The organism is Rhodococcus sp. ARC_M12 (assembly GCF_022810385.1).
Taxonomy (GTDB): Bacteria; Actinomycetota; Actinomycetes; order Mycobacteriales; family Mycobacteriaceae; genus Rhodococcoides; species Rhodococcoides navarretei.
In genome coordinates this window covers 38,778-62,789 of record NZ_JALGQI010000002.1, presented here as the reverse complement: position 1 = coordinate 62,789, position 24,012 = coordinate 38,778, and the positions used below count along the sequence as shown (strand labels likewise).

Below are 24,012 nucleotides of genomic sequence, written 5' to 3'. Positions count from 1 at the left end.
GCCGGGCCCTGCGAAAGCGGGGTCCGGCTTGTTGTGCGGTGGAGGAGGACTCAGTCCATCTCGGGTCCGAGGGAGATTCCTCGGGAGGCGAGCCAGGGGAGCGGGTCGATCTTGAGCTCGCCCGGAAGGTGGACCTCGAAGTGCAGGTGCGGGCCCGTGGAGAAGCCGCGGTTGCCCATGGTTGCGATCTGATCGCCCGCCATGACGTTCTGACCGACAGTGACGGTCGAGGTGTCGATGTGGCCGTAGACGGTGATCGTGCCGTCGGCATGCTGCACGCGAACCCACATGCCGAAGCCCGCGGCCGGACCGGAGTCGATCACCTTGCCGTCGGCGACGGCGTAGATCGGAGTTCCGATTGCATTGGCAACGTCGACGCCTGCGTGGAGTACGCCCCAACGGGTGCCGAAGTTGGAGGTGTAGGTGCCCTGCGCCGGAAGCGCGAACAGTGGCCGGCGAGCGGCGGCTTCCCGGGCAGCCCGCTCTTCGCTGAAGCGTTGGCCCTTGGCGAGCAGGTCGTTGAACTGGCTCAGATCCACCGGTGCGGCGATGCTGAGGATCTGCGGTGCCTCCGACGGCGCTGCGCTGGACGAGTCGGCTGCCGGTTCGGTGGTCTGCGGAGTCGTCGTGGGCGGGACCACCGCTGCGGCGGGTGCTTCGCCTGCCGCGAGTGCGTACTCGGAGGTGGCAACCGCGGTGGGCGAGTCATCGTTGACAACGGCCTGGCCGGCAGCGACGACTGCACCTGCGGCTACCGCGAGAACTGCTGCTCGGCCTTTGAGCGCGGTGGGGGGAAGGGGAATGCGGTGTGCGCCGCCGCGACGGGCCACGGGGGTGGCATCAGCAGAAGTGGCGAACGTGGTGACGACGGTCGGTGACTCGTCGGCTGCGACCTGCGAGGTCCGGGCGAAATCGGCCTCGGTGTACTGGTACGGCGAGTAGGCGTACGCGTCGTAGGCATCGGTCTCGAACGCGGGCTCTGCGGCAGCGTCGGCGATGGGCTCGTAGCTGTAGACCGTGGTCGCGTCTTCGGCCGAAGGTCGAGAGAACCGGCTGGAGGTGAAGGACGCACGGTGTTGCTGCAAGACCTACTACCTCCGTTGTCCGTGACCTGGCTGTTACTGAAAGACTCGGCAGACGGTAACGAAATGATTGCGGGGCGCGCAAGTTAACAGCCCAAACCGGCGGCATATGTGAGATGGCTCACAAGGCGACCAGCGGTTATCTCGTGACGAGCCACATCCGTGATCGGACACGGGAACCCGTCGACGGCACACGGCAACAGTAACGGTTCTTGCACCGATCGAGCCGATACCGTGATCCGAGTGCCGACTCCCACCTTCGACGATTCGTCCGCCCGAGGCTCCGAGCGAGCGGAGCCACAACGCATCCGGCCTCAGGACGGAGAGTTCGGTCGGCCCGACGACCCGTCACCGACCTCGCGCGTGGCAACAGCAGTCGTACTTGCTCTGATCGCTGCGGTTGCCGTGGTGGTGGCACAGCTGATCGGTGTCGTCCGCAGCGCCGACGGTTCGCCGGTGGGTGACGGGGTCACGATCGCCGCGATCCTGGCCGGGGCCGTTCCCGTTGTCGTCGTCATCGGCGCTGCGGTGGGCGTGGCCGGCAAACGTCTCGAGTTCGCCGCAGCGCTGCTGGCCGGGTACGGCGCGGTGGCACTCGGACTCGCACTCCTCGATGTGGCCCTGCTGGCGGATCCCATCGACGCGAATCGGCTCGAGCTCTTCCGCCCGCTGAGCGCTGCGATGCTCGACGCCACCCCCGGTACCTACGTTCTGCTCTTCGGTCACGCTGTGTCGGTTCTGGCGGGTGTTGCGGGGTGGTCTGCGGTGCATCGCGCCGGTCTCGGTGACGGGTACGGCCACTCGGTGTATTCCGAGCACGTGGGGGGCGCTGCTGCGGGGCGTGTCGGACCGTTGCTCGCGGCATCGATCGGCGCGTCCGGTGTGCTGGCGGCGGTGGCGGCATTCGCGTCGCTGTACCGCTCGGACGATCCGGTGGTGATCGTGACGGCGGTGGTGGAATCGCCGGTGTTCGTCGCGGTGGGATCAGCAGTGGTCGGGATCGCGGCGCTCGTGGTGGCCGCATCTGCGTTGGCCTCGCTGTCGCCGATCGTGGCCTCGGGTGCGTCCGTCGGTGCCGGGCTCGGGGTGCTCGCGTTCGCCGGGGTCGGTCTGCTGGCGGGACTCGGTACCGGAGCCCGAGTGGATGCCGGCCTCGGTGCATACCTGGGAACGGTCGCTGGGCTCGGGCTGCTGATCTGTGGCGCGATGCTGGCACCCGTCGCCGCGGCGCGTGACCGTCGAGCACTGGAGAGAGCGCAGCAGCGCGCGACGGGTGCGCGAGATGCCCGCGGTGTCGCCGGTCCAGGAACGACGCGATGGCACGCAGCGGCCGGGAGTGCAGGCGTCGCGTCGGGCGTGCTGTTCGTTCTCGGATCGTTGTTGCCGATTCTGGGGACCGACTCGGGCATTGTCGTGCCGCAGATTCTGGCCACCCGCGTGGTGTTGGTCGCCGGGTTCGTGATGATTCTGGGTTCGGTTCCGCTGTTGTTCTCCGAGTTCGCTTCGACGGCGAGGCCGTTCGTGTCGATGTTCTGGCTCGGCGCGGTCTCGGCTGCGGCCGGAGTGTTGCAGTCGGTGGTGCTCGCCGAGGACGTGGACGGGGTGAGTACCGGCATCGGAGCTCTGGCGATCATCGCGGGCGTCGTCGCTGCCGTGGCCACCGGAGTGCTGGCGCTGTTCGCCGGATCGGCCGAACGCGACGACGTCGACACCTCGGCCGACGCCGGGTTCGACGTTCCGGTTCTGGGCGCTGCTCTGTTCGGCGGGGTTCTCCTTGCCATCGGACTCGCCCTGCCCTTGTACCGAGGCAGCGATCTGACCGCCGCAACCGTCACCGAATTTCCGTGGGGCTGGGACACCTGGGGTCAGATGCTGCTCGCCGTCGGAGTCGTGGTCGCTGCCGTCGTCGCGGCGCGTGCTCGGCCCGCTCGCGGCAGCGTTCTGCTCGGTGGGTCGGTCGTCGCGGGGATCGTGTACGTGGCGTCGTGGCCGCTGACATCTGCGCGTGCCACCGATCCGGAAATGGGTCCCGGCGTCGTGCCCTCGGTGGTCGGAATCGTCGTTCTCGCTGTCGCGGCGGCACTTTCGGCCCGCCGCGCCGATCGGTGACGGCCGTTTCATCGAGCCGGTAGCGGTGAGATAGGCCACATAGCATCCATGCGCCCGATGCGCTGTCGGGGCACCTGGATAAAGTCCATGCTCAGACCCGCTCACACCCCTGGAGCGGGCGTCAACGTAGACGAGACGGTGAGCTGATGGATCTCTTCGAATACCAGGCGAAGGAATTGTTCGCCAAGCATGGCGTACCCACCTCCGCCGGTCGTGTCACCGACACGGTCGCCGGAGCAACACAGATTGCCGAAGAAATCGGCAAGCCAGTAATGGTCAAGGCACAGGTCAAGGTCGGCGGCCGCGGCAAGGCCGGTGGCGTCAAGTACTCCAAGGACGTCGCAGCAGCCACCGAGAACGCAGAAGCGATTCTCGGACTCGACATCAAGGGCCATGTCGTCAAGAAGCTTCTCGTTGCAGAAGCCTCCGACATCGCCGAGGAGTACTACATCTCCTTCCTGCTCGACCGCACCAACCGCACCTACCTCGCCATGTGTTCGGTCGAGGGTGGCGTCGAAATCGAGGTGACGGCGGAGGAGAACCCCGACGCACTCGCACGTATCCCGGTCGACGCCGTCAAGGGCGTCGATCTTGCTTTTGCTCGTGAAATCGCCGAAAAGGGCAAGCTTCCCGCCGAGGTGCTCGACGCCGCTGCGGTGACCATCCAGAAGCTGTGGGAGGTCTTCATCAACGAAGACGCTCTCCTGGTCGAGGTCAACCCGCTGGTTCGCACCCCGGACGATCAGATCCTCGCCCTCGACGGCAAGGTCACGCTCGACGCCAACGCAGACTTCCGCCAGGCCGGCCACGCCGAGTTCGAGGACAAGGACGCAGCCGATCCCCTCGAGGCCAAGGCGAAGGAGAACGACCTCAACTACGTCAAGCTCGACGGACAGGTCGGCATCATCGGAAACGGCGCCGGACTGGTCATGTCGACCCTCGACGTCGTCGCATACGCAGGCGAGGCACACGGCGGCGTCAAGCCGGCCAACTTCCTCGACATCGGCGGCGGCGCGTCGGCCGAGGTCATGGCCGCAGGCCTCGACGTCATCCTCGGTGACGAGCAGGTCAAGAGCGTGTTCGTCAACGTCTTCGGCGGTATCACCGCGTGTGACGCAGTCGCCAACGGCATCGTCGGCGCGCTGAAGAAGCTGGGCGACGACGCCAACAAGCCGCTGGTCGTCCGTCTCGACGGCAACAAGGTCGAAGAGGGCCGCAAGATTCTCGCCGACGCCGCGCACCCGCTGGTGACGCTCGCCGGAACCATGGACGAGGGCGCCGACAAGGCCGCCGAGCTGGCAGCGAAGTAGAGGAAACCATGTCAATCTTTCTGAACAAGGACAACAAGGTCATCGTCCAGGGCATCACCGGCGGCGAAGGCACCAAGCACACCGCCCTGATGCTCAAGGCCGGCACCCAGGTCGTCGGTGGCGTCAACGCACGCAAGGCCGGCACCACGGTCAAGCACGTCGACGCACAGGGCAACGACATCGAACTCCCGGTCTTCGCTTCGGTTTCCGAGGCCATGGAGAAGACCGGAGCCGACGTGTCCATCGCGTTCGTGCCGCCGGCATTCTCCAAGGACGCCATCGTCGAAGCGATCGACGCGGAGATCCCGCTGCTCGTCGTCATCACCGAGGGCATCCCCGTGCAGGACTCCGCATACGCGTGGGCCTACAACGTGGAGAAGGGCAAGAAGACCCGCATCATCGGTCCGAACTGCCCCGGAATCATCACTCCCGGTGAAGCATTGGTCGGCATCACGCCCGCCAACATCTCGGGAACCGGCCCCATCGGCCTGGTCTCCAAGAGCGGCACGCTGACCTACCAGATGATGTTCGAGCTCCGTGACTTCGGCTTCTCGACGGCCATCGGCATCGGCGGCGACCCCGTCATCGGAACCACCCACATCGACGCCATCGAGGCATTCGAAGCAGACCCCGAGACCAAGGTCATCGTCATGATCGGTGAGATCGGTGGCGACGCCGAAGAGCGTGCAGCCGACTACATCAAGGCCAACGTGACCAAGCCGGTCGTCGGCTACGTCGCAGGCTTCACCGCTCCCGAGGGCAAGACCATGGGCCACGCAGGCGCCATCGTCTCCGGCTCGCTGGGAACGGCGCAGGCGAAGAAGGACGCACTAGAGGCCGCAGGCGTCAAGGTCGGCAAGACGCCGTCCGAGACCGCTGCCCTCGCGCGCGAGATCCTGGAATCGCTGTCTGTGAAGTAACTTTCACGCGAGAGAGGCCCGCCACCGATTCGGTGGCGGGCTTTTTCGTGCGCGCCCCCAGTTCGCGTCAATGGACCACTGCATGCGTCTGGGCGGTGCAATGTCACATTCACGCGAAGGGGTCTAGATTGATCCGCGTGCACAAGATCTTCACCACCGCCTTCAGCTCGGTCTATCCGCACTATGTGAACAAGGCCGAACGCAAAGGTCGGACCAAAGCCGAGGTCGACGAGATCATTCGATGGCTCACCGGTTTCGACCAATCGGACCTCGACCGCCATCTCCAGGCCGAAGCGACGTTCGACGACTTCTTCGCGGCAGCGAACCTCAACTCGAACGCGGAGCTGATCACCGGAGTCGTCTGCGGCATACGCGTCGAGAACGTCGAAGACCCCTTGATGCAGAAGATCCGCTACCTGGACAAGCTGATCGACGAACTCGCCAAGGGCAAGAAGATGGAGAAGATCTTGCGTGGCTGACCCCGACACGGGGTATTGAAATCATGCTGAATCGAAGTGTGGTCATCGAATCGTTGTCGGACTTCACTTGGCGTCATGACAACCACCGAGAATCGTGCACTCACCAAAACCTGGTCCGACGCCCCCACCACTGCTGCCGGATGGATTTCCCGCGCGGGTGAGGTAGCTCAACTCCTCGCTGTCGATGCCGTCGCCCGCGACAAGGGCAATGCCGCGCCGCATGACGAGGTTCAGCTCCTCAAGGACGCCGGGCTCGTCACCCTGCTCGGTCCCATCGAACACGGCGGCGCGGGCCAGGATTGGCCCACCGCGTACCAGGTCATTCGAGCCGTCTCGAAGGCCGACGGCTCGATCGGCCAGCTGCTCGGGTACCACCTACTGTGGTTCTGGGCCGCACGCCTGGTGGGCACCCCCGAGCAGATCGAGGCCGTCGAGGCCGACGCCACGAAGAACAAGTGGTTCTTCGGCGGAGCCGTCAACCCCCGAGACAACGACGTCACCGTCACCGACGAGGGCGACACCATCGTGTTCGACGGTTCCAAGACCTTCTCCACCGGCAGCCGAGTCTCCGACGTCACCGTGCTCGAGGGAGCCCTCGAAGGCAGCACCGATCACGTCTTCGCGATCGTGCCGTCGAACATCGAAGGACTGTCGTTCCACGACGACTGGGACAACATCGGCCAGCGGCAGACCGAGAGTGGCAGCGTCACCATCGACAAGGTTCGCGTCGACTGGGCCAGTGCAGCGGGGTTCGTGAACAAAGCTTTTCAGCCGCGCGTCTACAACACCCTCAACGTACCGACCATTCAGCTGGTGTTCGTCAACTTCTACCTCGGAATCGCGAGGGGTGCACTCGAGGAAGCGGCGTCGTACACCAAGAACAAGACCCGTGCGTGGCTACACAGCACGGTGGACAAGGCCGTCGACGAGCCGTACATCATCGACATCTACGGCGACCTGACGTCCAAGCTGTGGGCCGTGGAAGCTCTCGCCGACGCAGTGGCGTTGGAAGGAAAGAAGATTCACGACAATGCCTGGAACGTCACCGCCGAGGAGCGCGGCGATCACGAGGTGCGAGTGGCTGCAGTCAAGGCACGCGCCACGGAGGTGTCGCTCGAGATCACCGGGGCGGTGTTCGAGGCGCTCGGCGCACGAGCGACAGCCAGTAAGTACGGGTTCGACCGCTTCTGGCGCAACGTACGCACGCACACCCTGCACGATCCGGTCGCGTACAAGCGACGTGAGGTCGGGCGCTGGGTTCTCACGGGCGAACTGCCCGAGCCGACCTGGTATTCCTAGAACGCACTGGTAGGAGAACAAGAATGAGCACCGAAAGAATCGCCGACGCAATCAAATTCGCGTATTGGGTACCCAATGTCTCGGGAGGGTTGGTCACCAGCACCATCGAGCAGCGCACCAGCTGGGATTACGAATACAACAAGAAGCTGGCGCAGACGGCCGAGAACAACGGATTCGAGTACGCCCTGAGTCAGGTGCGCTACGAAGCGAGTTACGGGGCAGAGTTCCAGCACGAATCCACCAGCTTCTCGCTCGCGCTGCTGCTGGCCACCGAAAGGCTCAAAGTCATTGCGGCAGTGCATCCCGGGCTGTGGCAGCCGGCGGTCCTCGCCAAGCTCGGTGCCACGGCCGACCACCTCTCGAACGGTCGCTTCGCCGTCAATGTCGTCAGCGGATGGTTCAAGGACGAGTTCACCCACCTCGGTGAGCCGTGGCTCGAGCACGACGAAAGATACCGTCGCAGTGCAGAATTCCTGCAGGTACTACGTAAGATCTGGACCGAGGACGACGTCGACTTCCGGGGCGACTTCTACCGGATCCACGACTTCACGCTCAAGCCCAAGCCCCTCAACACACCTGAGCGACCCAATCCCGAACTGTTCCAAGGTGGCAATTCGTCTGCCGCACAGGAGAATGCCGGACGATACTCGGACTGGTATTTCAGCAACGGCAAGGATTTCGCCGGCGTCACCGAGCAACTCGACAATCTCCGTCGCGTCGCGCGCGATCACCAACGCGAGGTCAAGTTCGGGCTCAACGGGTTCATCATCGCGCGCGATACCGAGAAGGAAGCCCGAGACACACTGCGCGAAATCATCGAGAAGGCGAACAAGCCTGCCGTCGAAGGCTTCAAGGGGGCGGTGCAACAGGCGGGCAATTCGACGGGCGACAAGAAGGGAATGTGGGCCGACTCCACGTTCGAGGACCTCGTTCAGTACAACGACGGCTTCAAGACCCAGTTGATCGGCACCCCGGAGCAGGTGGCCGAACGCATCGTCGCCTACCGTCGCCGCGGCGTCGACCTGATTCTCGGTGGCTTCCTTCACTTCCAGGAGGACATCGAATATTTCGGAGCCAGGGTGCTGCCGCTGGTTCGAGAGCTCGAAGCTGCCGAATCGAACGACCAGCAGCTGGTCGCGTCCCACTGACCTGGAGTTCCTCGAGCGGTCGGGTCCGTGCAGTAGCGTGAGTTCTCGGACCCGACCGACCTGGGTACGTCACTATCAGGATGAGGAGACGCGATGACCTACTCGCCCGGCAGCCCTGAAAACGGGGGCTCCAACTCTGGTGGCTACGGCGGAGGTGGACCGTCCTACGGCCCGTCGTCCTCGCCCAATCAGCCGTCCCCCAATCCCCAAGGTCATCCGGGTCAGAACCAGACGTTTCATCAGCCGTCGGTGTCCAATCCCTTCGGCCCGCCGGTCCCCGGAACGTCGGCACCGGTGAATCCTGCGCCACAGCCGAAGTCGGGCGGGTCGGGGCTGTCGAATCTGCCGAAGATCCTCACCTTCGTCATTCTCGGGCTCGGCATAGTGAACTTCCTGCTCGGATTGCTGGACCTCGTCACCGCCGAGGTCACCTCGTCCCAGGAGCTGCCGAGCAGCATTCAGACCTCGTTCAGCACCACGTTCTTCGCCTCCGGTGGAAGCGCGGTGTCGGTTGCACTGTTGCTGGCGGCGGGCTTGATCGCCGGAGCGTCGTTGCTGCAGAAGGACACGAAGAATCAGGGCGTGGTGGCCGCGCTGGCGATCACCGGCTTCCTGGTGTTGGCGTTCCAGTCGTTGAGTCTGCCGAGCGCCGAGGGCAACGAGTTCGCCAGCACCTCCAGTTCGCTCGGCATCGGCGCGATCCTGGTGCTCGTTCTCGGCTTCGTCCAGGCAGCTGCCGCGGTCGCAGCTCTGCTGCTCGGTGCGGGCATCGTCAAGGCCCCGGTCCCCAAGCCTGCAGGCTTCGGCGGCCAGAACCAGAACCAGAACCAGCAGCCCGGATTCGGCCAGCCGAACCCGTACAACGCGCCGACGACGTCGTTCGGTGGACCGTCGCAGTCGCAGGCATACGGCAATCCGCCGTCGTACGGACAGCCTCAGGGAACGTCGTCGAACTTCGGTCAAGCACCGAGCGGACAGTCGTCGGGGCAGCATTCCTACAACCCGGGTGGCCAGCCGTCGTACGGACAGTCCGCCCCCAACCCGTCTCCGCAGGGCGGCTACGCGCCGCCGCCGTACACCGGTCCGAGCGGACCTACCGCCGGGCAGGCGTACCCACCGAACCACTACCAGTACGGGCAGCCGTCCGGATACGGTCAGCCCCCGGCGAAGTCGGACGAGCCGGAATCGGGCGATCAGTCGACGCCGTACGGCGCGCCCACGCAGTCGTTCGGTGCCACTCCCGCCGAGGACGAGAAGAAGCGCGACTGATTTCACGTCCCTCCAGGACCCCTTCGCGGCGCGCCTGACCGGTGCGCCGCGAAGATGATGCGAGTCTCGTTGCGATGAGCGATCTATTGAACCGAGAGACGCGACGCGCGGCCGCGCGGACTCCCAGTACCGGGCCGACGCCCGATCAGTCGCGCGTGCTCGCCGGGGTGGCGTTCAAGACTTCCGGACTGGTCGTGGTGATCGCGACGACGCTTGCTCTGGTCACCCTCGTCTCGGTCAACAGTGATCTGACCGGGACACTCGGGGCGATCGCCGGGTCGTGGTTCGCGGTGCACCTCGTACCCCTGAGCATCGGCGGTACATCCCTCGGTGTCGCACCGCTCCTGCCGGCGCTGATCGTCGGCTGGTCCGTGGCGCGCACCGTTCACCGCGCAGTCGACATCGACACCGACGGCCGGATGGTGCGGTGGGTGTTCGCCGCCTCGTTGGCCGGTCCACTCGCCGTGACCGCCATCGCCCTGGCTGTTGCACAGGATGCGTCCACCGTCATCGGACTGTCCAGCCCCAACGCACTCGTCGCCTTCTCGTGGGTCGCAGGCGTGCACGCGGCCGCGTCGGGAACGGGTCTGCTGCTCGCGCGCTGGGACTCCGTGGTGATCCGCCGCGGGCTTCCGGAGTGGGTTCGCGCACTCGTCGCACCGTTCGTTCGCGCGATCTCGATGTTCGCCGCCGGCGGCGCGGCCGTCGTACTGATCGCCCTGCTCGTCTCGTGGGAGACCGCAGGAGCGCTGGTCGAGAGCGGACGCGATGTCGTCGGCATGCTCGGCCTCACAGTGCTGTCGGTGCTCTATCTCCCCAACGTCCTCATCGGTGCTCTCGCCGTGGCCACCGGTTCCTCTGCCGGGTTCGGCGACGCGTCGGTCAGCCTCTTCTCGACGACGGGAGGGCCGCTCCCGCCACTGCCGATCCTGGCCGTCCTCCCCGAAGGATCTGCGCAGACCATCTGGATCGTCATGCTGGTCGTCCCGATCGGTGTCGGGCTGTTGCTCGGCCGCGACTGCGCGATTCGCAGCGCCGACATCCAGGTCGCCGTGTCCTCGGTGTGGGTCGTGGCCGCCGCCACTGGAGCGCTCGCCGCGCTGTTCGGCTATGCCGCAGGCGGCAACCTGGGCACGTTCGGAACCGTCGAGGTGACCGAGTGGAGCTTCGGGTTGCTGACGTTCGCGTGGCTCGGTGTTGTCGGCTCGGCCTCGGCCGCCGTCACCGTGTGGCGTCGAGCAGAACCCGAGCCGATCCAGGACGAGCCGATCGCGAGCGAGCCCGTTGCCGCTGCGGTACCTACGGCCGAGTTGGCGATCGAGGCCGCTCCCGACGAGCCTGCGGACGTCGAGCCGGTCGAGGAGGTCGTCGAGGCGGAGGTCGTGAACGACGTCCCGGCCGAGATGCCCCCGGCCGAAGAACCGGAGGCGACCGTCCAGACCGTTGCCGACGAACCGTTGGACGCCGAAGTCGTCGCTCCTCCCACGGACCAGGACGGACCTGCCCGGTAGGTGTGCGGGGCGCAGAGACTAGGCTTTCCGCTGGCTCGAACGATCCGCCTCGATATTTCAGGAGTAGTGCGCTGACTGCCTTGCGTGAGACACCCGCGCGGGTCGTCGTCCTCGCATCGGGGACCGGCTCGCTCCTGCAGTCGCTCATCGCCGCGACTGCCACCGAGAACTATCCCGCGAGCATCGTCGCCGTCGGAGTCGACCGAGATTGCGACGCTGCCCGCCGTGCGGACGAGGCCGGGTTACCGAACTTCCGAATCGGGCTGAAGGACTATGCCGATCGGGCCCGGTGGGACATCGCACTCACCGATGCCGTCCTGGGTCACGAACCCGATCTGATCGTCACCGCCGGTTTCATGAAGATTCTCGGGTCCCGGTTTCTCGATGCTTTCGCCGGACGCATCATCAACACTCATCCTGCTCTGCTGCCGTCGTTCCCCGGTGCCCATGCCGTGCGGGATGCACTCGACCACGGCGTCAAACTGACCGGTTCGACGGTTCACCTGGTCGATTCCGGTGTCGACACCGGGCCGATCCTGGCGCAGGAAGCCGTGCCGGTTCTGGACGGCGACGACGAAGCCGCGTTGCACGAACGCATCAAGATCGTGGAGCGACGGTTGCTGGTCGACGTGATCGCAGCCGTGGTCGCCACAGGTGTCACCTCCGATGGACGAAAGGCTCAGATAATCCGATGAGTGAACGTAAAGCAGTGCGCCGCGCGCTGGTCAGCGTCTACGACAAGACCGGACTGGTCGAACTGGCGACAGGCTTGCACAGCGCAGGCGTCGCTCTGGTGTCCACCGGTTCGACGGCGAGCAAGATCGCCGACGCCGGAATTCCGGTCACCAAGGTCGAAGACCTCACCGGATTCCCCGAGACGCTGGAGGGACGCGTCAAGACGCTGCATCCTCGCGTCCATGCCGGCGTGCTCGCCGATACCCGCAAGCCCGAACATCTTGCCCAGCTCGAGGAGTTGGGCATCGAGGCGTTCGAGCTCGTCGTGGTGAACCTGTATCCGTTCACCGAGACCGTGGCCAGTGGGGCGACGCCGGACGAATGCGTCGAACAGATAGACATCGGTGGCCCGTCGATGGTGCGCGCCGCAGCCAAGAACCACCCGTCGGTGGCGGTCGTCGTCGACCCGGCCCGCTATGAGGACGTACTCACGGCCGTCGCCGGTGGCGGATTCACCCTCGCGGAGCGCACATCACTTGCGGCACAGGCTTTTCAACACACGGCCGCCTACGACGTCGCGGTGGCGTCGTGGATGAGCAGTGTGCTGGTGGAGTCCGAGTCCTCGTTCCCCGAGTGGATCGGTGGAACCTGGGACCGTTCGGCAGTACTGCGCTACGGCGAGAACCCACACCAGAAGGCTGCCCTGTACGTCGACTCCTCCGCTGCGGCAGGCATCGCGCAGGCCGAGCAGTTGCACGGTAAAGAGATGTCGTACAACAACTTCACCGATTCCGACGCGGCCTGGCGTGCGGCGTTCGATCACGCCGAGCCCACCGTTGCCATCATCAAGCACGCCAATCCCTGTGGCATCGCAATCGGCAAGGACATCGCCGAGGCGCACCGCAAGGCCCACGCCTGCGATCCGGTGAGTGCGTACGGTGGTGTGATCGCCGCCAACCGTGAGGTCACCGTCGAGATGGCCGAGCAGGTAGCCGAGATCTTCACCGAGGTCATCATCGCGCCGTCCTATGCAGACGGCGCACTCGGAGTGTTGCAGCGCAAGAAGAACATTCGCGTCCTGCTCGCGGTCGCACCGCCCACCTCGGGCGTCGAACTCAAGCCCGTCTCCGGCGGGGCACTGCTGCAGCAACGGGACGTGCTGGACGCGGACGGCGACAACCCGGCCAACTGGACCCTCGCAGCGGGAGAGCCGGTTGACGAGGCGACCCTGAAAGATCTCGAATTCGCTTGGCGTGCAGGCAGAGCCGTGAAGTCCAACGCGATCCTGCTCGCCCACGACGGTGCGTCGGTCGGCGTCGGAATGGGCCAGGTCAACCGCGTCGATGCTGCCCACCTCGCCGTGCAGCGAGCCGGGGATCGCGTCGTCGGTTCGGTCGCGTCCTCGGATGCGTTCTTCCCCTTCCCCGACGGTCTGCAGGTGCTGATGAGCGCAGGCGTCAAAGCTGTTGTGCAACCAGGTGGTTCGGTTCGCGACAACGAGGTGATCGCCGCAGCACAGGATGCGGGAGTGTCGCTGTATCTGACGGGTTCGCGGCACTTCGCCCACTAGCCTGCGACGCCGAACTCGCAGTTGTGCAGCCTTCTACACCATTTCGGGGCGCATAACTGCGATCTCGACGTCTGTGGATGACCGAGAAAGTTATCCACAGATCAGCCTGCTGACCGTTTGTACGGTGTCGGCCATGCCAGTGTCGATCCATGGAGATCGAGGCAGGGCCGTTTCGTGGGTCGGTTGCGCTGCAGTCGGGGCGGGTGAGCCGTCATCAGCTGAGCCGCGACTACGTACGAGTGTTCCGCGACACGTACGTGCGCGCTGGAACGACCCTCGATGCGCGGGCCCTGGCTGTTGCGGCGTCGGTGTGTGTCGGAAACGGCGCAGTCGTCGCGGGTATTTCGGCGGCCGCCATGCACGGCGCACGATGGATCGACGCCTCGGTGCCTCCCACCGTGCTGGTGCCGGGAAAGTCGCACCGACTACCAGGGCTGAGCATTCGTCGTGACTCGATCGAGCCCGCTGAAGCGCTCGTTGTCAGAGGGGTGGCGGTGACCACGCCGGTGCGGACCGCGTTCGATATCGGGCGGTGGGTTCCGCCACCGCAGTCCGTGATCTACATCGATTCGCTGATGGCTGCAACGGGCCTCCGCCGAGATGCGGTGAGTGCATTTGCGTCGCTGCATCCCGGGTGTAGGGGTATTCGGAGACTGGTCGCCTCCCTCGTCCGTGTAGACGGAGGCGCGGAATCGCCGCAGGAGACGCGCACACGACTGTTGCTGATCGACGCTGGACTTCCGACACCGACCACCCAGATCGAGATTCGAGATGCGCATGGTCGATTTGTCGCGCGGATAGACATGGGGTGGGAGAGATGGCGTGTCGGGGTGGAATACGAAGGGGTGCACCATTGGCTCGACGAGCGCCAGCGAACCCGAGACATCGAGAGGTTCGAGGAACTCGGGCACTGTGGGTGGCGCATCATACGAATCAATTCCGAGCAGATCCGGCTGCGACCACACGACATCGTGGCTCGCGTCGGGGCCGCGCTTCGAGCAGCGGGAGCTCCGGTCCAACGAGATTACGGTTGTGCAGGGGATTTGGCCAGTTCAGGTGGCATAAGTGCGAACTCGGCGGAAATACAACGGAGCACTCGATGGCAGCAATTGCCAAACGCTCGTAGCGTGGAGAAGTGACCTCTACCAAACCTGGCATCTCCACTCTCGGCGAACTCAAGGCATCCGGACATCGGCAGCGGTCGATCAAGGAAGAGTTGCGGGAAAATCTTCTGAAGGCATTGCGTGACGGCACGGATCCGTGGCCGGGGATCGTCGGTTTCGGCGGCACCGTGTTGCCGCAGTTCGAGCGCGCGATTCTGGCCGGTCACGACGTGGTGCTGCTCGGCGAGCGTGGGCAGGGCAAGACGCGTCTGTTGCGCACCCTGAATCTGCTGCTCGACGAGTGGGTGCCGGTGATCGCCGGAGCCGAACTGGGCGAGCACCCGTACGAGCCCATCACCCCGGCGAGCATCAGGAAAGCCAAAGAACTCGGCGACGATCTGCCGGTCGAGTGGCGGCACCGCAGCGAGCGGTACGCCGAGAAGCTCGCGACCCCGGATACGTCGGTGGCGGACCTCGTCGGCGACGTCGACCCGGTCAAGGTGGCGGAGGGGCGCAGCCTCGGCGACCCGGAGACCATTCACTTCGGTCTGGTTCCCCGCAGCCACCGCGGCATCGTGGCGATCAACGAGCTGCCCGACCTCGCCGAGCGTATCCAGGTGTCGCTGCTCAACGTCATGGAGGAGCGCGACATCCAGGTTCGCGGCTACACCTTGCGTCTGCCGCTCGACGTGATGCTCGTGGCGAGCGCGAACCCCGAGGACTACACCAATCGCGGACGCATCATCACTCCGCTCAAGGACCGCTTCGGCGCGGAGATCAGGACGCACTACCCCCTCGAACTCGACGCCGAGGTGGCAGTCATCGACCAGGAAGCGGAGCTGCAGGCGACGGTTCCGACCTATCTGCTCGAGGTGCTGGCGCGATTCACCCGATTGCTGCGGGAGTCGCCGTCGGTCGATCAGCGCTCCGGCGTCTCCGCTCGGTTCGCGATCGCAGCGGCCGAAACCATCGCTGCCGCAGCCGTTCACCGGGCCGCGATTCTCGGAGAGGCAGAGCCCGTGGCTCGGCCTGTCGACCTCGGGACCATCATCGAGGTGTTGCGCGGCAAGGTCGAATTCGAGTCGGGTGAGGAAGGCCGCGAAATCGAGGTCCTCGAGCACATGCTGCGCCGCGCGACCGCCGATACCGTGCGTGCTCACCTCGGCGGCATCAACCTCGCCGCTCTGGTGACGGCCATCGAGACGGGCGAACCGATCGTCACCGGCGACCGCATCACCGCCAAGGCGCTGCTCGACGAGCTGCCCGACGTCGAGGTGATCGGCGACATCCACGAGCGTCTGAACGCCACGTCGGACGGCGAGAAGGCAGCTGCCGTCGAACTGGCTCTCGAAGGTCTGTATCTGGCGCGTCGCATCTCCAAGGATCCCGACGATGACGGTCAGACGGTGTACAGCTGATGCGTCGCTCCAGATACGGGCGGTATCACGACGGGCCGGACCCTCTTGCGCCACCGGTGGATCTGCGCGAGGCGCTCGACGCCATCGGCGAGGACGTGCTCGAGGGCGCGTCCCCGCGTCGGGCACTGCAGGAGATGCTGCGGCGCGGAACGAAGAACATGCGTGGGCTCGACGACCTCGCGGCTCAGGCCGCCAAACGTCGACGAGATCTGTTGAAGAAGAACAACCTCGACGGCACGTTGCAGGAAGTCCGTGAGCTGCTGGACAAGGCGGTGCTCGAAGAGCGCAAGGCACTTGCGCGTGCCCTCGACGACGATGCGCGGTTCCAGGAGATGCAGATCGGTGATCTATCACCGTCCACTGCCCAAGCGGTGCAAGAGCTTTCGGACTACGACTGGCGTTCGTCGGAGGGGCGCGAGAATTACGAGAAGATCAAGGACTTGCTCGGACGCGAAATGCTCGACCAGCGGTTCGCCGGGATGAAGCAGGCCCTCGAAGGTGCTACCGACGAGGACCGTCAGGCCATCAGCGAGATGCTGAAGGACCTCAACGAATTGCTCGACGCCCACAACAAGGGTGAGGACACCGACGAGCAGTTCGACGAGTTCATGAACAAGCACGGTCAGCACTTCCCGGAGAGCCCGAAGAATGTCGACGAGCTGTTGGACTCCCTCGCCCAGCGGGCGGCAGCAGCGCAACGGCTTCGTAATTCGCTGAGTCCGGAGCAGCGTGCCGAGTTGGATGCGTTGGCGCAGCAGGCCTTCGGTGATTCGAATCTGTTGAGCCAGCTCGATCAGCTCGATCAGAATCTGCAGCAGGCCCGGCCCGGTGAGGACTGGGACGGCTCGCAGAACTTCCGTGGCGAGAACGGCATGGGCCTCGGCGACGGTACCGGTGCGCTTCAGGACATCGCGGATCTCGAGAACCTGGGCAATCAGCTCTCGCAGCAGTACAACGGCGCTGCCTTGGACGACATCGACGCCGACGCGTTGCTGAAGCAACTCGGGCCCGAGGCTGCGGCCGATGCGAGGATGCTCGCCGAGCTCGAAAAGGCGCTGCAGCAGCAGGGTTTCATGGACAAGGGTGCCGACGGCCAATGGCGTCTCTCACCCAAGGCGATGCGGCAGCTGGGGCAGTCCGCACTCAAGGATGTCGCAGGAAAGCTGTCCCGACGCGGCGGCGAGCGAGACACCCGCAAGGCGGGCGCGATGGGCGAGCCCACCGGTGCGTCACGTGCGTGGGAGTTCGGCGACACCGAGCCATGGGATGTCACGCGCACGGTGAACAATGCGGTATTACGTTCGGCGGCAACGGGATCGGGCTTTCCGGTGCAGCTGCAGGTGACCGATGTGGAGATCAGCGAGACCGAGACCAGAACGCAGGCCGCGGTTGCATTGCTGGTCGATACCTCGTTCTCGATGGTGATGGACGGGCGGTGGGTGCCGATGAAGCGCACAGCGCTGGCTCTCAACCATCTGGTCAGCACTCGCTTCCGCGGAGACGATCTGCAACTCATCGGATTCGGTAGGCATGCACAGACATTGACGGCGTCGGAGCTGGCTGGGTTGGACGGGGCCTACGATCAGGGCACCAATCTGCACCACGCTCTGATGCTCGCGGTACGTCATCTGCGGCGTCATCCCAATGCGCAGCCGGTCGTGCTGATCGTCACCGACGGGGAGCCGACGGCGCATCTGGAACCGGACGGTCACGCGTACTTCGACTATCCGCCGTCGTCGAGGACACTCGGTCTGACCGTCCGCGAGCTCGATACCGTCGCGAAACTCGGTGCGCAGGTGACGATCTTCCGGCTCGGAGACGACCCAGGTCTGGCACGAGTGGTCGACAAGATGGCCGAGCGAGTGGGCGGACGCGTCATCGCCCCTGATCTGGACGGACTCGGTGCGGCGGTGGTGACCGACTACCTCAAGCGTCGGCGATCCTGATTACTTCTCTGCTGCCTTGATATCGACCGATACTCCGCCCCAGAAGGCGAAACCGGTGACGATGACGCGTGGTGCGCCGGGGTGCGTCGCGCTGACGTGTTCGAATCCGCCCATGATGCCCATGCCGCGGACTTCGACGCTCACTCCGGGCGGCACGGTGACCTCGACGCCGCCCATGATGGCGACACAGTTGATGGTGGTTTCCTCGGCGGTGAACGATGCGCGGCGTAGGTCGAGTTCTATGCCGCCCCAGAATGCGATTGCGTCGATGCGTGCGGCGGGGGTCCACTCGCCCTTGCGCACGGCACCGCTCATGATCGCGATCACGCGGTCGTTCGAGGAACCACCGGACGGTACGGCCGCTGGGGGAGGGGAGAGCACCAGGTCGCCGGTCAGCACATCGAGCTCGCCGTAGGTTTTCGCCTGGTACACCGCAGCGGTGCGCTCGTCGTATTCGCTGACGGTGAGTTGGCCGTTCGCGAACGCGTCGCTCAGCAACTGCGCGACGAGGTTGCGGTCCGCATCGGCCGCGCGAACCTGGCTTCGATCTCGGTCGGGGAGATGATCGCTCACCGCCCGGACACTACCGGTGCCGGGGTCAGGCCGCATTCAGGATCGTGCGGCTCCCGAGCGGTGACGCAAGAGTCATCTGCATGGTGGCGTAGACGGCAACCATGATGCAGGACTTGTCGGCGGCATCGGGCCTGGTTCCGGTTCGCAGCTCGATGGTGACGGTCGTGTCGGTCTCGGTGACCGACGCGTCGGCTCCGTAGCACTCGGGTGTGCCGGTCACGAAGTGCACCGCAATGGTGTTGGGGGATACCTGGCTCCACGACTCGAACGGAGTGGTGGTGGCGCGGATCAGGCCGGGGGTGGCCTCGAACATCGTGCCCACGTCGCCGACGGGAACTTCGTGCGGAACCGGAGGGGCGCTGGGTTGCTGGACGAGTCCCATGGGTGTTGTGGAGTCGATGCTGGGCGTTGTGTCCTCGTCGCTACCGGCGGCGGTGCTGCAGCCGGCCAGCAGCAGGCACAGCATGACACCCGCGGCGAGAAACCTCATGAGTCCAAAGTAGCGCTGGGAGCTGAGGAGAACCTTTGTGTTCGGCTCACGCGAGGAAGACCGTCACGAGCGCGATGACGGGGATAGAGACGAGCGTGGTCACGAACGCGGTGTCGCGGGCGAGCACCACCCCGCGCTGGTAGCGGCTGGCGAAGACGAACACGTTCTGCGCGGTGGGCAGTGCGGAGACGACGACGATGGCGAACAGATCGTGCCCGTCCAGACCGAAGACGAACCTGGCCATGAGGTAGCCGAGCACCGGCTGCAGCGCCATCTTGAACACGGTCGCCAGGGCCACGTCCCGCCGCGGACTGATGCCTTTCTGCAGGACTCTGGCACCGTAGAGGGACAGACCGAAGGCGAGCAGCGCCCCGGGCACGGACAGGTTGCCGACGAGTTGGAACGGCTGCATGAGCGCCTCGGGGAGCTCGTATCCGGTGATCGACAGCACGAGGCCTGCGGCTCCGGCCACCACGATCGGATTGCGGAACGGCGTGGTGACGGTCTTGAACAGCGAGACCTTGTCGATCTTGGTGGAAATGTCGAGGATGGTGACGGCGATCGGCGTGTAGATCATGATCTGGAACAGCAGCAGGGGAGCGACGAAGTTCGCGTCGCCCAGAACGAACACGGCGATCGGGATGCCCAGGTTGGCGGCATTGACGTACGAACTCGCGAGTGCGCCGATGGTCGCGTCGGGCACGGCCCGTTTCAGCGCGAGCTTCGCGATGACGAAGTAGATGGCCCCGACGAGCAGTGCCGTGGAACCGGCGACGGCCAATACGGGCGAGAGAATCACCGACAGATCGGAATTGGCCAACGTGACGAACAGCAATGCCGGTGTCGCGACGAAGAACACGAGACGACCGAGGACGAATTGGCCGTGCTCGCCCAGCACATTCAGGTGAGCAAGAAGGTATCCCAGGGCGATGACGACGAAGATGACGGTGAAGCCCTCGAGAACGCCGGACATCGTCGAAGTGCTCATTTCTTGCTGGGAACGACAGAAAGGCCACGTAGCCGAGGGCTACGTGGCCTTTCTCGAAAGCTGATTCAGCGGCTGGTGAACGGCAGCAATGCCATTTCACGAGCGTTCTTCACTGCGACAGCGACCTGGCGCTGCTGCTGCGGGGTGAGCCCGGTGACCCGACGGCTGCGGATCTTGCCGCGGTCGGAAATGAACTGACGAAGAAGGTTGATGTCCTTGTAGTCCACCGTGGTGACCTTGGCGGCGTTCAACGGGTTCTTCTTCGGTCGACGACCCGCCTCTGCGCGGACCTTCTTCGACGGTGCTCTCTTGACTGCCATCTCTACCTTTTCCCTTACCAGCTCGACTTGTGGACGCCTGGCAGTTCCCCGCGGTGAGCCATCTCGCGCACTTTCACGCGGGACAGCCCGAATTTCCGTAGGTAACCGCGCGGACGTCCATCCGCAGCGTCACGATTGCGCAATCGTACCGGACTCGAATCGCGTGGCAGACGCTGCAGTGCCGCCTGGGCCTGCGCGCGCTCGGAGTCGCTGCTCGAGGGCTTGCGGATGATCTCCTTGAGCTCGCCGCGACGCGTTGCCCAGCGGGCGACGACGACCTTGCGTTGCTCGTTCTTCGCTATCTTCGATTTCTTGGCCATGGCTATCGCTCTTCCCTGAAGTCGACGTGCTTGCGCACGACCGGGTCGTATTTCTTCATGACCAGTCGGTCGGGGTCGTTGCGGCGGTTCTTGCGGGTGACGTAGGTGTAGCCGGTGCCGGCGGTCGACTTCAGCTTGATGATCGGACGGACGTCCGTGCTCTTGCCCATCAGATCTTCTCCCCGCGTGAGCGGATCTTGGCGACCACGGCGTCGATGCCGTCGCGGTCGATGGTCTTGATGCCCTTGGCCGAGAGCGTGAGGGTGACGCGGCGTCCGAGGCTGGGCGCGTAGTAGGTCTTGCGCTGGATGTTGGGATCCCAGCGGCGGCTGGTGCGCACGTGGGAGTGCGAGACCGACTTTCCGAAGCTGGGGGTGCGGCCGGTGACCTGGCAGTGCGCTGACATGAGTGCTCCCTTCTTGCCGTTATGACAATCGTTTTCGACAAAGCGTTCATCCGAATGTAGCGTGCATCCTCAGAGAATGACAATCGTTGTCGAGAAGAAAGGTGCCCGTGAACTACTCACCGGACGATCGAACCCCGATGGTCCTCGTCTCCGGCTGGACCGGAGCCATGGACGCGGTCGTGACATCGCTGCTCGCGCCGGGAACTGTCGCTGTTCGCCACGATCTGAGCCGCGTCACCGAGGGCGTCGTGCGTCGCACGCTGTACGTCCTGGGTGAGAATCCGCGCGAGACGATCCTGGAACTGGCGCACGGCTGTGTCTCGTGCACTCTCCGTGAGGATCTGCTGCCACTGCTGCGTGCACTGTCCACGCGCAGCACTGTCGATCGCATCGTGCTCGTCATGGACCCGGCGCTCGAACCCGAAGCGTTGTGCTGGGCGGTGGACAACGTCATCGTCGCCGACGTGGTGGGGCAGATCGACGGACCCGCCTCGCGAGATGTGCGTATCGAGGCCGTGATCGGCTGTCTCGACGCCGCAACCTGGTTGGCCGACGCCACCGGCGACGACACCCTGGCCGACCGTGGCGTCGTCGCCAGTGGCGACGACGATCGAACCGTCGCGCAGCTGGTGGTAGGGCAGGTCGACTACGCCGACGCGCTCGTCGTCACCGCAGGTCCCGATGTCGACGCCTGGGAGCGGGCCAGGCTCGCGGCTGTCCTCGCGCGGTTGGCACCGAACGCACCTGTCGTCTGGGTTCCGCAGGACTCGATGGTCGACGGACCGGCAGTTCTCGCGTCTGTTCCCTTCGATGCCCGGCGCGGTGAGATCACCGACGCCCACTCGCCGCTGTTGCGCGGCCAGCCGCCCCTGTCCGTCGACTGCGGAGTCACGCTCGTCGAATTCACTGCGACGCGGCCCTTCCACCCCGAACGACTGCACGAGGCCATCGACGTGTTGCTCGACGGCGTCGTCACCGCCCGCGGACGGGCATGGGTGGCCACGCAACCCGACGAAGCGCTGTGGATCGAATCCGCGGGCGGCGGACTTCGGGTGGCGAGCGCCGGACAGTGGCTCGCCGCCATGACTCCGGTGCAACAGGATCGCGTCGACACCACCAGGCGGGCGATGGCTGCGCTGCGGTGGGACGAGCAGTTCGGCGATCGAGACACCTCCCTGGTGATCCTCGTTCATCAGGCCGACCCCACCGAGATCGACCGAACCCTGCAGTGGGCGTTGGTCTCCGACGACGAGATGACCGATCCCGCCCAGTGGGCCACGTGGACCGACCCGTTCGGCCAATGGCACGAAGACCCCTGCGAGAGCAGTGAATCCCCGTACGCAGAACAAGCACGAGAGGCAACAGAATGAAACCAGGCATCCATCCCGACTACCACCCGGTCGTGTTCCAGGACTCGAGCACCGGGAACAAGTTCCTCACCAGATCGACCGTCACGTCCGCCCGCGAGACCGAGTGGGAAGACGGCAACACCTACCCGCTGATCGTCGTCGACGTCTCGTCGGAATCACACCCCTTCTGGACCGGGGCTGCGCGCCTGATGGACACCCAGGGACGCGTCGAGAAGTTCGAGAAGCGGTACGGCCGCCGAAGCCGAAAGGACGCCTGAGTCATGGCTGTTCCGAAGAGAAAGATGTCGCGCTCGAATACCCGAAGCAGGCGGGCGCAATGGAAGGCCGTTGCTCCGGATCTGGTGACGGTGCGTTTTCAAGGTCGAGAGTTCAGAGTGCCGCGGAGATTGGTCAAAGCAGTCCAGGCCGGGGTGTACGACCCGAGCTGACCTCCGACGGGTCTATCTTGACGATCATGAACGATGGACCCAGTTCGCGAGATGTGAAGCGATGGCGGCAATACCTCGCTGACGAGCGGGGCGAGGCCGCCGTCTATCGCGATCTGGCCGGCCGACGCAGCGGCGAGGAGCGAGAGATACTGCTCGCACTCGCCGATGCGGAAGGCCGCCACGAGCAGCATTGGCGAAATCTACTGGGTGAGCGAGTCGGCATGCCGCTGAAAGGCGACATCCGCACTCGAATCCTCGGGGTGTTGGCACGCCGATTCGGTTCGGTGTTCGTGCTCGCGCTGGCACAACGAGCCGAAACCCGCTCGCCGTACGCCACCGACGCCGACGCCACGGAGGCCATGACGGCCGACGAGCAGATCCATGCCGAGGTCATCAGGGCGCTGGCAGCCCGCGGTCGCAATCGACTGTCCGGCACCTTCCGGGCTGCGGTGTTCGGGGCCAACGACGGTCTGGTGAGCAACCTGGCTCTGGTCCTCGGCATCAGCGGCTCCGGGGTGTCGAATCAGATCGTCCTGTTCACGGGTCTCGCGGGCTTGCTCGCCGGCGCGCTGTCGATGGGTGCGGGCGAATACGTCTCGGTCCGCTCGCAACGCGAACTGCTCGAGGCGTCGTCCCCGGACAGCGCGGCGCGAGATGCCGTCCGACACCTCGACGTCGACGCCAACGAACTGGCACTGGTGTACCGAGCCCGAGGAATGACGCAGCAGGAGGCCGACGCCAAAGCGGCGGAAGTACTGCGGCTATTGCCTGCGGACGAGATGGCTCCCGACGTCGACCAGCACGAGTCGATCGGAACCGGCCTCGGTGCGGCCGGGGCCAGTTTCTGCTTCTTCGCCTCCGGTGCCGTCATCCCGGTCCTGCCGTACCTGTTCGGCCTCGAAGGTTATGTGGCACTTGCCGTTGCGGCTGTCCTTGTTGGGCTGGCACTGATCTGCACGGGCCTGGTGGTGGGACTGCTCAGTGGTGGGCCGCCGGTCAAACGTGCTCTGCGCCAGCTGGCTATCGGCTACGGGGCGGCCGGTGCGACATATCTGTTGGGCTTGGCATTCGGTGGGGGAGTGTAGAGACCGGCGTCCTGGGCAGGTTTGCACACTAGTGGGTCCCATCGACGGGATCCCGTCCGAACAGGGCACTTCCGTGCATTCAGTCCCACCACCTGTCGAAATAATTCGCTCGCGTGGGCAAGGTTTCGCTCGATAGGGTCCTCGTCATGCGCGCAACCGTTCTGTCTGGTGCCGCTCTCGACACGAGAGCCGT

General features: G+C 65.1%; 25 protein-coding genes. 17 read left to right on the top strand and 8 right to left on the bottom strand.

All coding sequences use genetic code 11. The annotated features are described in order from the left end of the window. Window positions 1-50: 50 nt before the first annotated feature. Complete coding sequence (locus tag MTX35_RS03835; protein WP_243593708.1) at window positions 51-1,085, bottom strand: M23 family metallopeptidase; 1,035 nt, start codon at window positions 1,083-1,085, stop codon at window positions 51-53. Between the two features lie 240 nt (window positions 1,086-1,325). Here MTX35_RS03835 and MTX35_RS03830 point away from each other — a divergent pair, with 240 nt between their 5' ends. The 13 genes from MTX35_RS03830 to MTX35_RS03770 all read left to right on the top strand — a co-directional run bounded on the left by MTX35_RS03830 (window position 1,326) and on the right by MTX35_RS03770 (window position 17,839). Continuing rightward, complete coding sequence (locus tag MTX35_RS03830) at window positions 1,326-3,191, top strand: hypothetical protein (RefSeq protein WP_243593707.1); 1,866 nt, start codon at window positions 1,326-1,328, stop codon at window positions 3,189-3,191. Between the two features lie 146 nt (window positions 3,192-3,337). After that, window positions 3,338-4,501, top strand: coding sequence for an ADP-forming succinate--CoA ligase subunit beta (gene sucC / locus MTX35_RS03825; RefSeq protein WP_032377331.1), 1,164 nt, complete (start codon window positions 3,338-3,340; stop codon window positions 4,499-4,501). A gap of 8 nt (window positions 4,502-4,509) precedes the next feature. Then, a complete protein-coding gene (sucD, locus tag MTX35_RS03820) occupies window positions 4,510-5,421 on the top strand; it encodes a succinate--CoA ligase subunit alpha (RefSeq protein WP_222089956.1) in 912 nt (303 codons plus the stop codon). Between the two features lie 137 nt (window positions 5,422-5,558). Next, entirely contained in the window at window positions 5,559-5,900 is a 342-nt protein-coding gene (locus MTX35_RS03815) for a DUF2200 domain-containing protein (protein WP_243593706.1), read from the top strand. A gap of 75 nt (window positions 5,901-5,975) precedes the next feature. Beyond that, window positions 5,976-7,199: an acyl-CoA dehydrogenase family protein gene (locus MTX35_RS03810; protein ID WP_243593705.1), complete on the top strand. Its 1,224-nt coding sequence runs from the start codon at window positions 5,976-5,978 to the stop codon at window positions 7,197-7,199. A 23-nt stretch (window positions 7,200-7,222) separates the two neighbouring features. Continuing rightward, a complete protein-coding gene (gene sfnG / locus MTX35_RS03805) occupies window positions 7,223-8,347 on the top strand; it encodes a dimethylsulfone monooxygenase SfnG (protein WP_243593704.1) in 1,125 nt (374 codons plus the stop codon). 93 nt (window positions 8,348-8,440) lie between these two features. Further along, complete coding sequence (locus tag MTX35_RS03800) at window positions 8,441-9,616, top strand: DUF5336 domain-containing protein (RefSeq protein ID WP_243593703.1); 1,176 nt, start codon at window positions 8,441-8,443, stop codon at window positions 9,614-9,616. Between the two features lie 74 nt (window positions 9,617-9,690). Beyond that, window positions 9,691-11,127, top strand: a complete 1,437-nt coding sequence (locus MTX35_RS03795) for a DUF6350 family protein (RefSeq protein ID WP_243593702.1) — start codon at window positions 9,691-9,693, stop codon at window positions 11,125-11,127. Window positions 11,128-11,198: 71 nt separating this feature from the next. Further along, window positions 11,199-11,822: a phosphoribosylglycinamide formyltransferase gene (gene purN, locus MTX35_RS03790; protein ID WP_308198104.1), complete on the top strand. Its 624-nt coding sequence runs from the start codon at window positions 11,199-11,201 to the stop codon at window positions 11,820-11,822. Next, entirely contained in the window at window positions 11,819-13,372 is a 1,554-nt protein-coding gene (purH, locus tag MTX35_RS03785) for a bifunctional phosphoribosylaminoimidazolecarboxamide formyltransferase/IMP cyclohydrolase (RefSeq protein ID WP_243593700.1), read from the top strand. The genes purN and purH overlap by 4 nt, the downstream gene beginning before the upstream one ends. A gap of 149 nt (window positions 13,373-13,521) precedes the next feature. Further along, a complete protein-coding gene (locus MTX35_RS03780) occupies window positions 13,522-14,511 on the top strand; it encodes an endonuclease domain-containing protein (RefSeq protein ID WP_243593699.1) in 990 nt (329 codons plus the stop codon). Continuing rightward, the gene (locus MTX35_RS03775) at window positions 14,508-15,893 is read left to right on the top strand and encodes an ATP-binding protein (RefSeq protein ID WP_243593698.1); all 1,386 of its coding nucleotides are present in this window, start codon (window positions 14,508-14,510) and stop codon (window positions 15,891-15,893) included. The genes MTX35_RS03780 and MTX35_RS03775 overlap by 4 nt, the downstream gene beginning before the upstream one ends. Beyond that, a complete protein-coding gene (locus MTX35_RS03770; protein ID WP_243593697.1) occupies window positions 15,893-17,839 on the top strand; it encodes a VWA domain-containing protein in 1,947 nt (648 codons plus the stop codon). The genes MTX35_RS03775 and MTX35_RS03770 overlap by 1 nt, the downstream gene beginning before the upstream one ends. Here the strand turns inward: MTX35_RS03770 and MTX35_RS03765 are convergent, their stop codons facing one another. The 7 genes from MTX35_RS03765 to rpmB all read right to left on the bottom strand — a co-directional run bounded on the left by MTX35_RS03765 (window position 17,840) and on the right by rpmB (window position 20,936). Then, a complete protein-coding gene (locus MTX35_RS03765) occupies window positions 17,840-18,412 on the bottom strand; it encodes a DUF1707 domain-containing protein (protein WP_243593696.1) in 573 nt (190 codons plus the stop codon). It lies immediately after the preceding gene. Between the two features lie 25 nt (window positions 18,413-18,437). Continuing rightward, complete coding sequence (locus MTX35_RS03760) at window positions 18,438-18,902, bottom strand: hypothetical protein (RefSeq protein WP_243593695.1); 465 nt, start codon at window positions 18,900-18,902, stop codon at window positions 18,438-18,440. A 46-nt stretch (window positions 18,903-18,948) separates the two neighbouring features. After that, entirely contained in the window at window positions 18,949-19,875 is a 927-nt protein-coding gene (locus tag MTX35_RS03755) for an AEC family transporter (RefSeq protein WP_243593957.1), read from the bottom strand. An 80-nt stretch (window positions 19,876-19,955) separates the two neighbouring features. Further along, window positions 19,956-20,210, bottom strand: coding sequence for a 30S ribosomal protein S18 (gene rpsR, locus MTX35_RS03750; RefSeq protein WP_008719028.1), 255 nt, complete (start codon window positions 20,208-20,210; stop codon window positions 19,956-19,958). Between the two features lie 14 nt (window positions 20,211-20,224). Then, window positions 20,225-20,530 (bottom strand): 30S ribosomal protein S14, encoded by a 306-nt coding sequence (rpsN, locus tag MTX35_RS03745; protein ID WP_243593694.1) that lies wholly within the window; start codon window positions 20,528-20,530, stop codon window positions 20,225-20,227. 2 nt (window positions 20,531-20,532) lie between these two features. After that, complete coding sequence (gene rpmG / locus MTX35_RS03740; protein ID WP_187346656.1) at window positions 20,533-20,703, bottom strand: 50S ribosomal protein L33; 171 nt, start codon at window positions 20,701-20,703, stop codon at window positions 20,533-20,535. After that, window positions 20,700-20,936, bottom strand: coding sequence for a 50S ribosomal protein L28 (gene rpmB / locus MTX35_RS03735; RefSeq protein WP_243593693.1), 237 nt, complete (start codon window positions 20,934-20,936; stop codon window positions 20,700-20,702). The genes rpmG and rpmB overlap by 4 nt, the downstream gene beginning before the upstream one ends. A gap of 137 nt (window positions 20,937-21,073) precedes the next feature. On the opposite strand from rpmB, the gene mrf reads away from it, so the two are divergent. The 4 genes from mrf to MTX35_RS03715 are packed head-to-tail and all read left to right on the top strand — an operon-like array spanning window position 21,074 to window position 23,819. Next, window positions 21,074-22,306 carry a ribosome hibernation factor-recruiting GTPase MRF gene (gene mrf / locus MTX35_RS03730; protein WP_243593956.1) on the top strand — a complete coding sequence of 411 codons (1,233 nt, stop codon included), beginning with the start codon at window positions 21,074-21,076 and terminating at the stop codon, window positions 22,304-22,306. Continuing rightward, window positions 22,303-22,563: a type B 50S ribosomal protein L31 gene (locus tag MTX35_RS03725; RefSeq protein WP_243593692.1), complete on the top strand. Its 261-nt coding sequence runs from the start codon at window positions 22,303-22,305 to the stop codon at window positions 22,561-22,563. The genes mrf and MTX35_RS03725 overlap by 4 nt, the downstream gene beginning before the upstream one ends. Before the next feature lie 3 nt (window positions 22,564-22,566). Then, the gene (gene rpmF, locus MTX35_RS03720) at window positions 22,567-22,734 is read left to right on the top strand and encodes a 50S ribosomal protein L32 (protein WP_027496033.1); all 168 of its coding nucleotides are present in this window, start codon (window positions 22,567-22,569) and stop codon (window positions 22,732-22,734) included. A gap of 26 nt (window positions 22,735-22,760) precedes the next feature. Then, on the top strand, window positions 22,761-23,819 hold the full coding sequence (locus MTX35_RS03715) for a VIT1/CCC1 family protein (protein ID WP_243593691.1): 1,059 nt from the start codon (window positions 22,761-22,763) through the stop codon (window positions 23,817-23,819). The last annotated feature ends 193 nt before the right edge of the window (window positions 23,820-24,012 follow it).